Source organism: Streptosporangium sp. NPDC051023 (assembly GCF_040689595.1).
In the GTDB taxonomy this organism is placed as follows: Bacteria; Actinomycetota; Actinomycetes; order Streptosporangiales; family Streptosporangiaceae; genus Streptosporangium.
Window position 1 is genome coordinate 33,249 of the sequence record NZ_JBFBCE010000078.1, and the last position, 11,304, is coordinate 44,552.

Genomic DNA, 11,304 nt, shown 5'->3' on the forward strand with positions numbered 1-11,304 from the left:
TGGCGGAGCTCGACAACGCGCTCGGATTGAGTGCTTCGGCGATCTGCTGAGGCCATTGGGAGAACCATCTGAACGACCTAGTCCCGGACTCCGTTCCGGGGTCCGGGACGTGGTTCGTGGAGATGGTCCTGTGACTAGTCACGAACGGACGAGGCGGGCGATCGCCGCCGAGGCCTCCTTGATCTTCTCCTCGGCCTCCGGCCCGCCGGAGTTGACCGCGTCGGCGACACAGTGCGCGATGTGGTCCTCCAGGAGGCCGAGCGCCACCGCCTGGAGCGCCCGCGTGGCGGCTGACACCTGTGTCAGCACGTCGATGCAGTACGCGTCCTCGTCGACCATGCGCTGCAGGCCCCTGATCTGTCCCTCGACCCGCCGCAACCTGGTCAGATAGGCCTGCTTGTCTCCGCTGTAGCCATGCATGTCCCAACGGTACCCGTGTCAGGCGCAACGGGAAGTGGCCGTGATCAGTTTCTCCCACTGCTCGGCGACCGCGGGCGCCGTGTGGACCGCCGCCGCCCCCAGCGCGCCCGCGGCGAGCTCCCTGCGCCGCCGTTCGTCGTCGATGAGCGCGAGCAACGCGAAGGCGTAGGCCTCGATCTCGCCGTTCCCCTCCGCGACCAGCACCCCGCTGCGTCCCTCGACCACGAACTCGCCCGGCCCGCTCGGGCTGTCGAACCCGATCACCGGCACCCCGCTGGCCATCGCCTCGATCACCGTCATCCCGGGCGTCTGCGGCGTCTCGGCCCTCGAGGTCACCGCGACGATCGACGCCTTGGCGAACTCGCCGGTCAGGTCAGAGGTCGTGCCCATGAAGTAGACGTGATTATGCAGGTTCAGCTCCTGGACCAGGGCTCGCAGGTGCCTCTCCTCAGGGCCTCCGCCGTACAGGCGCAGGCGCCAGTCGGGTCGCTTGTCCGCGACGACGGCGAAGGCACGGATCAGCCGGTCGTAGGCCTTGACCGGCACCCAGCGCCCGCCGGCGGCGACGATGCGGTTGTCCATGCGGGAGCGCGGCCACGGCCCCGCGGGCAGCGCGTCCGGGATCAGCCTGACGTCGGCGCCACCGTGCAGGAGGCGGTCCCAGTCCTGCCTGCCCTTCTCGGTCGCGGTGACGACCGCGTCGAGGCGGGGGTAGAACTTCGTGATCGGCCCCGGCAGCGGCGGGTGACCCCACTCGCGGGCGACGCGCACGATCTCGCGGGAGGCGTGCCTGGCCACCTGAACACTCAGGCCCGGCCTGGTCGCGATGACCGCGTCGGCCCGCAGCCCGCGCAGGCGCCGCCACAGGGCGACCTCGGTACGCATCTGGCCCCTGGGCAGCAGATGCCGCACGCCGGGCTGGTCGTCGATCACCCAGGACAGCGCCACCTTGGGGGAGACGGGGAAGAACGGTTTCTCCCGGTGGCGCCGGACGCTGAGAATCTCCACCTCGTGGCGGCGCTCCGCCAGCTCCCCCGCGAGGTTGACGACCGACCTGACGTCGCCGCGCATGCCACAGACCGAGGGAACGAGCAGACAGATCCTCATCCTCCGACCTCGATCGTGAGCTCGTCGTCGGCGGTGTAGCAGGGCCGGATCGGCACCCCGTCGATCCGGGTCGCGGGGTAGTGCAGACGGCGGCGCTTGCCGTTCACGTCGTCGAGCCTCGAACCGAGGCGGAGCGGCACGGGCAGGTCGTCGACCTCCAGCAGGGGCGCCCAGGTCCCCGGCTGTTCGGGGGCGGCGGCCAGCACGTCGCACAGGGAGAGCGCGGCGTGGAAGCGCACCCCCTGGACCGTCGCGGCGGCGGTCAGCTCGACGTCGGACCCGCTGCGGCGCAGCGCGAGACGCGCCTCGTGCCGGGACTCGTCGTCGTCGAGGCCGGTGAAGGCCAGCAGCCCGGTGACCTCGAACCGGCCCTCGCGGAACCAGACCGCGCGGACCTCGGCCACCGGCTCGGCCTCGTCGACCTTGAGGGCGAGGAAGCCGTTGCGCGTGCGGTAGGCCCGGTAGGACAGGGTGCGCCTGCTCAGCGCGTACGCGTCGAGATGGTCGAGGGAGAAACCGGGGTCGACGCTGTGCAGCCTGGTGCGCGACCCATCCTGCTTGAGGTAGGTGTCCCAGCGGCCAGGGCTGAGCGGCAGCGGGGCCAGAGAGAGCGCGAGCGTCGCGTCGCGCGCCTGCGCCCCGGTGGCGCCGAGCGGCAGCCTGTGCTCGACGGCCGTGCCTCGCTGGCGCAGGACCAGCTCGCTGTCCGCGGTGAGCGGCTCGTCGATGGCGAGGCGGAGGGACAGGACGTCGGCCAGGGTGACCTCGGCATCGGTTACAACGACACGCACCGTTGCCCCCTCCCCGTCGAACGGCTGCCGCGACGTTGAGATTACCGTGATTTTTCTGTTATAGACAGGATGGCTTTCGGGCTTTCTGTCCTTTTCGCGAAATCCTGACCAGATGTCAGGTACGGCCTGCGACATGCAGGCCGTACCGGACGGCGAGGCCGGGGGTCAGACCGGCGAGCCCGAGGGCGCGACGGGCTGGCCCTTGATGGACTTGATCAGCAGCTGGGAGACGTCCACGACCTCCAGCGTCTCCTTGGCCTCGCCCGCGTTCTTCTTCTCGTTGATCGAGTCACCCAGCATGACCAGGCAGAACGGGCAGGCGGTCGAGATGGTGTCCGGATCCGTGGTCAGCGCCTCGTCGACGCGCTCGGTGTTGATGCGCTTGCCGAGCCGCTCCTCCATCCACATCCGCGCGCCACCCGCGCCGCAGCAGAAGCCCCGCTCCTTGTGGCGGTGCATCTCCTGAGCCTGCACACCCGGGACCTTGGCCATGATGTCGCGCGGCTGGGAGTACACCTTGTTGTGGCGTCCGAGGAAGCACGGGTCGTGGTAGGTGATCTTCTCCTCGATCGGCGTGACCGGGATCAGCTTGCCCTCCTCGACCAGCTTGGCCAGCAGCTGGGTGTGGTGCACGACCTCGTAGGTGCCGCCGAGTTGTGGATACTCGTTCGCGAGGGTGTTGAAGCAGTGCGGGCAGGTCGCGACGATCTTCTTGACCCCGGCCTCGTTGAGGGTCTCGATGTTCTGCTTGGCGAGCATGTCGAAGAGGAACTCCATGCCCAGGCGGCGAGCCGGGTCGCCGGTGCAGGCCTCCATCGGGCCGAGCACCGCGAACTTCACGCCCGCGATGTGCAGGAGCTCGGCGACCGCCTTCGTGGTCTTCTTCGCCCTGTCCTCAAGGGCCCCGGCGCAGCCGACCCAGAAGAGGTACTCGGTGTCCTCGGGCATCTTCTCGTCGATGAGCTGGATCTCGATGGGGTCGACCTCGCGGCCCGCGAGCTCCTCGATCCAGTCGGCCCGCTTCATCTCGGACATCCCCCACGGGTTGCCCTTGTTCTCGAGGTTCTTGACCATGACGCCGGCCTCGGACGGGAAGTTCGACTCCACCATCACCTGGTAACGGCGCATGTCCAGGATGTGGTCGATGTGCTCGATGTCGACCGGGCACTGCTCGACGCAGGCGCCGCAGTTGGTGCAGGACCAGAGCACGTCGGGGTGGATGACACCGTCCTCGCCGACCAGCGGCTTGTCCAGCAGGGACAGCACGTCCTCGGGCAGGCCCTTGCGGTCCTCCTCGGTGGCGGACATGTACGGCGCGATCTTGAAGGCGTGGTCGCGCTGGTCGAGGATCAGCATCTTCGGCGACAGCGGCTTGTCGGTGTTCCAGGCGGGGCACTGCGACTGGCAACGGCCACACTCGGTGCAGGTGTAGAAGTCGAGGAAGCCCTTCCAGGTGGTGTCCTCGATCTTGCCCCGGCCGAGCCTGTCACCGTCGAGGTCCTCGTCCTCGAAGTCGACGACTTTGCCGTCGATCCGCATCGGCTGGGCGGGACCGTTGCCGTCGGGACGCCGGGAGAACAGCACGTTCAGCGGCGCGGTGAAGATGTGCAGGTGCTTGGAGTTCACCACGATCACGAGGAAGACCAGCATGACACCGATGTGCAGCAGCAGGCCGACGTGCTCGAGGGCCTCGTTGGCGGACTCGCCGAGCGGGCGCAGCACGGCGGCGGCGGCCTCAGAGGCGAAAGCACCGGAGGTGTAGGGGAGGTTGCCGGTGTTGTAGGCCGCTCCCCTGAAGAGGAACATGGTCCAGATCACGTTGAAGATCATGAAGAGGACGAGCCAGGCGCCACCGAGGTGCGACCCGGAGAAACGGGACTTGCGGCCCAGCTTCTTCGGCGAGTTCTTGACCCTGATGACCGCGAAGGCGAGCAGGCCGAGCAGGGCGGCGACCGCGATGAAGTCCTGCAGGAAGCCCAGCACGGCCCAGGTCCCGATAAGCGGGATGTGGAAGTCGGGGGTACCGGTGACCGCTCCCTGGATCAGCGCGCCGTACGCCTCCAGATAGACGGTCGCCAGGATGAAGAAGGCCCACATGACGAAGAAGTGGGCGGTGCCGGACGGGGTCCACTTCAGCAGCTTCTTCTGGCCGAAGACCTCGACCAGCTGCGCCTTGACCTCGGCACCCACGTTGTTTCTCGCGTACTCGATCCGCTCGGGCGCGGGCGGCCCGACGGTGGCGAGCTTATAGAGGAACAGCACGCGGCGCGCGGCGAGCGCGAGCGCGACGGCTGTCATGATCAGGCCGATGATCGCTACCCAGAGCACGGGTCCTCCCACAGACGGCGTTGGCTGTCAGCGTACGACCGCGGCCCATCCACGGTGACGACGGGTCGCCCCGAATCCTACCCGTCAGTAACTTCCTGTTCGGGTGGCGGCCGGTGGCGACCGTGGCCACCATACGGTCAATCCCCCTCGCAGAACAATAATCTGCCCACTCAGCGACATCAGGACGGCACGTCGAGGTACCCCTGGATCGTGGGTGCGAGCAGCGTGACCAGCTCCTCAACGCCGACCGAGGCGAGCGGTTCGAGCTGGAGCACGTAGCGGGCCATGACCACGCCGAACATCTGCGCGAAGGCCAGCTCCATCCGGATCGGCGGAACGCCCAGCGCCTCCGCGACCCGGTTCAGCAGCGCGTGCGTCATGAACTCACGGATCACGACGACCATCCGCTCGTTGGTCATCGCGGTGCGGATCAGCGCCAGCACGGGCTGGCGGGCCTCCGCCTCCGAGGTCATCGTCAGCACGAACCGGGCCAGCCGCTCGCCGATCTCCTCCCGCGGCCCGGCCAACAGCGCCGGGATGATGTCCTCTGGGTTGATCGGCAGCTCCATGGCCGCGACGAACATGCCCTCCTTGCTCGCGAAGTAGTGGTGGACCATCGCCGGGTCGACTCCGGCCCGCCTGGCGATGGCGCGCACCGTCGCCTTGTCGAACCCCTTCTCCGCGAAGGTCTCGCGCGCCGCCGCGAGGATCTCCCCGCGCGTGTCCGCGGAGCCCGGCCTGCGCCCCGGGCGCCGCCTGCCCGCCACCCGCGCGTCCTGAGGCCGCGCGGCCCGCTCTTCGGCCTGCGGCTTTTCGGCCTGTGCCTCGGTCCCCGCCTCGGGCGGGGACTGCTCGTCCAGGGACTGCCCGGTCACCCGTTCGCGCCTGCCGTTCCCGTCGAGCGCGCCGTCTTCGCCTTCGCCGGCGCGGCGAGGTGCCGGCGCGCAAAGGCCAGCGCCTCGTTGAGGTCGTCCATCCGCTCGCTGCGGCCCGCGGCCTTGCGTGTGTTGATCTCCAGCACGACCAGGCCGTCGTAGCCGTTGCCCGCCAGGCGCTCCAGGATCGGCGCGCACGGCTGGTTGCCCCGTCCGGGAACCAGGTGCTCGTCCTTGTTCGCTATCCCGAGGCCGTCGGCCAGGTGCAGGTGGGCGAGCCGGTCGCCGAGCTTGGTGAACATCTCCATCGCGTCGGAGCCGGACACCGCGGTGTGCGAGAGGTCCAGGGTGACCTGGGGGAAGTCGTAGTCGACCGGGTTCCAGTCGGGCGAGTAGGGAACCACCTCGTTGCCCCTGGCCTTCAGCGGGAACATGTTCTCGACCGCGAAGACCACGTCGGTCTCGTCGCGCATCCTGGCCAGGCCGATCTCGAACTCGCGGGCGTAGTCGCGCTGCCAGCGGAACGGCGGATGCACGACCACGGTCTTCGCCCCGACCCGCTCCGCGGCCCGCTGCGCCCGCTGGAGCTTGGCCCACGGGTCCTTGCCCCACACGCGCTGGGTCACCAGCAGGCACGGCGCGTGAACCGCCAGGATCGGCAGCTGGTAGTGATCGGACAACCGCTCCAGGACGTCGATGTCCTGGCTCACCGGATCGGCACCGACCATGATCTCGACGCCGTCGTATCCCAGTCGCGAGGCCAGCTCGAACGCGTCGGGAGTGCGCTCCGGGTACACCGACGCGGTGGACAGCGCGATCTTCGCGGTGGGTACTCGGGTAACGCTCATACGGTTTCCTCGCCTCCCGGCCGGAGCTCGCGTGAGCGGGTCCCCGGCCGCCGTCGGCTCACTCGCTCACGCTGCCAGCCTAAACGCGCCCGGGGAACAGTGACGTACGGCGCCGCTGGCGTGGCGGAGATCACCTGGGAACGCGGCGTGAAAGGTCACGAGGACGACCAGGTCAGGCCACGGATGCACCGGCGGGGACCACGCGTGGACCGATCGGCGGCGAGATTCGGGAAACACCGGACGGACCCGCGCGGGGTGTCCGTCTGCGACAGGCCCGGCACAGCACCCGGCACAGCACCCGGCACCATATCCGGCACAGCGCCCGGGACGACCTGGGCGTGACCGCCGTTTCGCCACGGCCGTTTCGCTACGGTTGGGGCATGTCGCGGTTCGTGAAAGGCGCCATCCCCAGCCCGAACATCTGGAACACGCCCCAGGTCTACGAGTTGGAGAACCGGGCGGTCGACCCCGAGGGCCTGGCCGACGCGGCGATGGCCGCGATCAGGCCGCTGACCGCCGCGACCGTCGTCGACATCGGCTGCGGAACGGGCTACCACCTGCCCGCCCTGTCCGCGAAGGCCGCCCGCGTGATCGGCGTCGAGCCGCACGACGACCTCGTCCGGCTCGCCAGGCGCCGCTGCCATGCCCTGCCGAACGTGGAGGTCCACAGGGCGACCGCCCAGGCCCTCCCGCTCCCCGACGCTTCGGCCGACGTGGCCGTCGCCCGCTGGGCCTACTTCTTCGGCCCCGGATGCGAGCCGGGCCTGGCGGAGCTGTCCCGGGTCGTACGGCGGGGCGGCACGGCCTTCGTGATTGACCTGGACGCGACGCGCGGCGCGTTCGGCCGCTGGTTCAGCCGCTCGATCCCGTCGTACTCGGCCGCCTCCGTCGAGAGCTTCTGGACCCGCAACGGCTGGTACGCCCAGCCCCTCGACCTGCGCATGTCCTTCGAGCGTCGCGCCGACCTCGAGGCGGTGCTCCGCATCGAGTTCACCCCCGAGGTCGCGGCGGAGGCCATCGCGGAGACCCGGGGACTGGAGATCGCCTATCCCAACGTCCTGCGCTGGAAGCGGTTCTAGCCCCCCGCGTCAGCTGTACCCCGCGTCCAGTCGTATCCCGCGCGGTCCTGGCATGCCCGGCGCTACAGAGGGCGATTTTTCATGAAAAATGCCGATAGTGACGAATATCACATTTCGCGGAGGCGGCGAAGAAAACGGTGCTCACGACGCCCTTGAGCCGCGTCCCGCCCGCTCATCGCCTGTCTCCCTCCCCCTGACCCCTTCCTGAGCCAGAGGCGGGGGAATGCGACGCCCCCCTTCCCGAGCTTGACCATGACATTGGCGTCAACGTTTACCTTGACGCTGTGAGGAGGACCAGATGCGGATCGGGGAGCTCGCGAGACGAGCCGGGGTCAGCACCCGGTCGCTGCGTTACTACGAGCAGCAGGGGCTGATCATGGCCCGGCGGTCGGCCAACGGCTACCGGGAGTACAACGAGGCGGATCTCAGGCTCGTCGCCGAGATCAGGTCGCTGCTCACCGTCGGGTTCACCCTGGAGGACGCCAAGCCGTTCGTGGCATGCCTGCGGGCGGGGCACGAGTCGGGGTCCTCCTGCCCGGAGTCGGTCGCGGTCTACCGGCGCAAGCTGGCCGAGATCGACGACGAGATCCGCGCGTTGCTGGTTCGCAGGGCCGAGGTCGCGGGGCAGCTGACCGTCGCCTGCCCCGGATGCGTACTGAGGAAGCAGGGAGAGAAATGATCCATTTGACCGCTGAGAACTTCACCGAGCAGGTGCTGGAGAGCGACAAGCCCGTCCTGGTCGACTTCTGGGCCGAATGGTGCGGGCCGTGCCGGATGATCGCGCCGGTCCTCGAGGAGATCGAGGCCGAGTACGGCGACCGCCTCACGATCGCCAAGATCAACGCTGACGACTACCCCGAGATCACCGCCAAGTACGGTGTCCTCGGCCTGCCGACGCTCAACCTTTACAAGGACGGCGAGGTGGTCCGGCAGATCAAGGGCGCCAAGCCGAAGCGCCTTCTCCTCGCCGACCTCGAAGGCCACATCTGAGCCCCGGGACCCGTCTGGGCCCCACCACCCTGATACTCCGGTACGGCGCCGCCGTACCGGAGTATCAGGGTGAAGTTGTCGGTCGGGACCGGTAACGTGCGGCCATGGCTAAGAAGGTCGGCTATCGCTGCGGTGAGTGTGGTTGGCAGACCGCCAAATGGGTTGGTCGCTGCGGTGAGTGCCAGGCCTGGGGCACGGTCGAGGAGGAGACGGCACGTGGCGGCGTCAACGTCGCCTCCGCCGGGGCGGTCTCCGCTCCCGCCGTCCCGATCGGCCAGGTCAAGGCCGAGACGGCGCATGCCCGCAGCACCGGGGTCGGCGAGCTCGACCGTGTCCTCGGCGGCGGCCTGGTCCCCGGCGCGGTCGTGCTGCTGGCCGGGGAGCCCGGCATCGGCAAGTCGACGCTCCTGCTGGAGGCCGCCGCCAAGATCGCACGTCAGCAGACCGTCCTCTACATCACCGGTGAAGAGTCCGCCTCCCAGGTGCGGGTGAGAGCCGACCGGATCGGCGCGATCCAGGACCGGCTCTACCTCGCGGCGGAGACCGACCTGAGCGCGCTCGTCGCCCACGTGGAGAAAGTCCAGCCCGACCTGCTCATCGTCGACTCGGTGCAGACGATCGGCTCCGCCATGGCGACCGGGGTGCCCGGCGGTGTCACCCAGGTCAGGGAGGTCGCGGGAAACGTGATCCGGCTGGCCAAGGAGCGCGGCATGTCCACGGTGCTGGTCGGCCACGTCACCAAGGAGGGCTCCATCGCGGGCCCCAGGACGCTGGAGCACCTGGTCGACGTCGTCCTCCACTTCGAGGGCGACCGCCACTCCCGGCTCCGCATGGTCCGCGCGATCAAGAACCGCTACGGTCCCGTCGACGAGGTCGGCTGCTTCGACCTGCACGAGGGCGGCATCGAGGGCATCGCCGACGCCAGCGGCCTGTTCGTCTCGCACCGTGCCGAGCCCGTGCCCGGCACCTGCGTGACCGTCACCCTGGAGGGCACGAGACCGCTGCCCGCCGAGGTCCAGGCCCTGGTGGCGAGGACCGAGGCCCAGCAGCCGCGCCGTTCCTCCTCCGGACTCGACACCTATCGGGTGACGATGGTGCTGGCCGTGCTCGAGCGGCGACTCAACGCCAAGCTCGGCGGCTGCGACGTGTTCACCGCGACCGTGGGCGGCATCAAGCTCAGCGATCCCGCGATCGACCTCTCGGTGATGCTCGCGGTCGCCAGCGCCGCCGGCGACAAGCCGCTGCCCCGCGGCCTGGTGGTGCTGGGCGAGGTCGGCCTGGCCGGGGAGCTGCGCCCGGTGCGCGACGTACGGCGCCGCCTGTCCGAGGCGGCGAGGCTGGGCTTCACCCGAGCCCTGGTGCCGTCCGGGTCCCTCGACGCAGGCCAGAAACGCGACGGCAACCGTTCCCTGGTCCCGGTCGGCGGCCGGGGCGCGAACTTCATGCCGGGTTTCGACGTCGTCGAAGCGGAGAATGTTTGGGACGCGCTCACTCACGTCACCTAGGTCTGGCCATCCGGCGGTTCCGGACTCCGCGGGACCTTCGCCGGTAAGCTGGGCGTTATACGCAGACCACGGGGGTCATGTGGCAGCAACCTACAAAGGGCTCGACGAACAAGGGCTCGACGAACGTCGCAGAGGTGTCCTGGCCGCGGTCGCGCCGGGCACAGCGTTACGCGACGGCCTGGAACGCATTCTTCGCGGCCACACAGGCGGTCTCATCGTGCTGGGCTACGACAGCACGGTCGAGGAGATCTGCAGTGGCGGGTTCGAGCTGGACGTCGAGTTCTCCGCAACCCGGCTGCGAGAGCTGGCCAAGATGGACGGCGCCATCGTACTGAACTCCGGCGACCACAAGATCGTGCGGGCGGCCGTGCACCTGATGCCCGATCCATCCATCCCGACCGACGAGTCAGGCACCCGGCACCGCACCGCCCAGCGCGTGGCCGTGCAGACGGCCTTCCCCGTCATCTCCCTCAGCAAGTCCATGCGGATCATCGCCCTCTATCTCGGCGGCATCCGCTACGTGCTGGAGGAGTCCGCGGTGATCCTGTCCAAGGCCAACCAGGCCCTGGCCACGCTGGAGCGCTACAAGCTGCGCCTCGACGAGGTCTCCGGCACGCTGTCCGCGCTGGAGATCGAGGACCTGGTAACCGTCCGCGACGTGGCCGTGGTCGCCCAGCGCCTCGAGATGGTCCGGCGCATCTCCGATGAGATCTCCGGTTACGTGGTCGAGCTCGGCACCGACGGGCGGCTGCTCTCCCTGCAGCTCAACGAGCTGGTCGCCGGGACGGAGAGCGACCGCGAGCTGATCGTGCGCGACTACCTCCCCACGTCCGCGCGTCGCCCGCGCAAGTTCGCCGACGCCCTGCACGACCTCGACCAGCTCTCCTCCGACGGTCTGCTCGACCTGTCCGCCGTCTCGCAGATCCTGGGCCAGTCGGGCACCGACGCCCTGGAGAGCCCGATCAGCCCCCGGGGCTACCGACTGCTCGCCAAGGTCCCCCGCCTGCCCGGCACGGTGGTCGACCGCCTGGTCGACCAGTTCGGCAGCCTGCAGAAACTCCTGGCCGCCAGCATCGGCGACCTTCAGGAGGTCGGCGGCGTCGGCGAGGCCAGGGCACGCCACATCCGCGAGGGGCTGTCCCGCCTCGCCGAGTCCTCCATCCTCGAACGCTACGTCTGACGTTCTTCCTGGCCGAAGGACCGGGGTTTCCCTGCTGAAGCCGCGTAGTTCTCTGAGTTTGTGGTGTTCGCGCTGTGAGTGTTGGTTTGTGGTGTTCGCGCTGTGAGTGTTGGTTTGTGGTGTTCGCGCTGCGAGTGTTGGTTTGTGGTGTTCGCGCTGCGAGTGTTGGTTTGTGGTGTTC

At 69.0% G+C, this 11,304-nt stretch carries 11 protein-coding genes; 5 read left to right on the plus strand and 6 right to left on the minus strand.

The genetic code is table 11. The annotated features are described in order from the left end of the window. Positions 1 to 138: 138 nt before the first annotated feature. The 6 genes from AB0395_RS36760 to AB0395_RS36785 all read right to left on the minus strand — a co-directional run bounded on the left by AB0395_RS36760 (position 139) and on the right by AB0395_RS36785 (position 6,369). Complete coding sequence (locus tag AB0395_RS36760) at positions 139 to 420, minus strand: metal-sensitive transcriptional regulator (RefSeq protein ID WP_366289108.1); 282 nt, start codon at positions 418 to 420, stop codon at positions 139 to 141. An 18-nt stretch (positions 421 to 438) separates the two neighbouring features. Then, complete coding sequence (locus AB0395_RS36765) at positions 439 to 1,527, minus strand: glycosyltransferase (RefSeq protein ID WP_366289110.1); 1,089 nt, start codon at positions 1,525 to 1,527, stop codon at positions 439 to 441. Then, positions 1,524 to 2,318 carry a hypothetical protein gene (locus tag AB0395_RS36770; RefSeq protein ID WP_366289112.1) on the minus strand — a complete coding sequence of 265 codons (795 nt, stop codon included), beginning with the start codon at positions 2,316 to 2,318 and terminating at the stop codon, positions 1,524 to 1,526. Before AB0395_RS36770 ends, AB0395_RS36765 begins: the two co-directional genes overlap by 4 nt. A gap of 165 nt (positions 2,319 to 2,483) precedes the next feature. Continuing rightward, on the minus strand, positions 2,484 to 4,646 hold the full coding sequence (locus tag AB0395_RS36775) for a (Fe-S)-binding protein (protein ID WP_366289115.1): 2,163 nt from the start codon (positions 4,644 to 4,646) through the stop codon (positions 2,484 to 2,486). A gap of 179 nt (positions 4,647 to 4,825) precedes the next feature. Continuing rightward, positions 4,826 to 5,521 (minus strand): TetR family transcriptional regulator, encoded by a 696-nt coding sequence (locus AB0395_RS36780; protein WP_366289118.1) that lies wholly within the window; start codon positions 5,519 to 5,521, stop codon positions 4,826 to 4,828. Further along, on the minus strand, positions 5,518 to 6,369 hold the full coding sequence (locus AB0395_RS36785; RefSeq protein WP_366289120.1) for a sugar phosphate isomerase/epimerase: 852 nt from the start codon (positions 6,367 to 6,369) through the stop codon (positions 5,518 to 5,520). Before AB0395_RS36785 ends, AB0395_RS36780 begins: the two co-directional genes overlap by 4 nt. A gap of 380 nt (positions 6,370 to 6,749) precedes the next feature. On the opposite strand from AB0395_RS36785, the gene AB0395_RS36790 reads away from it, so the two are divergent. The 5 genes from AB0395_RS36790 to disA all read left to right on the plus strand — a co-directional run bounded on the left by AB0395_RS36790 (position 6,750) and on the right by disA (position 11,123). Continuing rightward, positions 6,750 to 7,448, plus strand: a complete 699-nt coding sequence (locus tag AB0395_RS36790) for a class I SAM-dependent methyltransferase (protein WP_366289123.1) — start codon at positions 6,750 to 6,752, stop codon at positions 7,446 to 7,448. 298 nt (positions 7,449 to 7,746) lie between these two features. After that, positions 7,747 to 8,127, plus strand: a complete 381-nt coding sequence (locus AB0395_RS36795; RefSeq protein WP_366289125.1) for a MerR family transcriptional regulator — start codon at positions 7,747 to 7,749, stop codon at positions 8,125 to 8,127. Further along, positions 8,124 to 8,438, plus strand: a complete 315-nt coding sequence (trxA, locus tag AB0395_RS36800) for a thioredoxin (RefSeq protein ID WP_366289127.1) — start codon at positions 8,124 to 8,126, stop codon at positions 8,436 to 8,438. Before AB0395_RS36795 ends, trxA begins: the two co-directional genes overlap by 4 nt. 104 nt (positions 8,439 to 8,542) lie before the next feature. Then, the gene (gene radA, locus AB0395_RS36805; RefSeq protein WP_366289129.1) at positions 8,543 to 9,943 is read left to right on the plus strand and encodes a DNA repair protein RadA; all 1,401 of its coding nucleotides are present in this window, start codon (positions 8,543 to 8,545) and stop codon (positions 9,941 to 9,943) included. Positions 9,944 to 10,022: 79 nt separating this feature from the next. Then, positions 10,023 to 11,123, plus strand: a complete 1,101-nt coding sequence (gene disA / locus AB0395_RS36810; protein WP_366289131.1) for a DNA integrity scanning diadenylate cyclase DisA — start codon at positions 10,023 to 10,025, stop codon at positions 11,121 to 11,123. Positions 11,124 to 11,304: the final 181 nt, after the last annotated feature.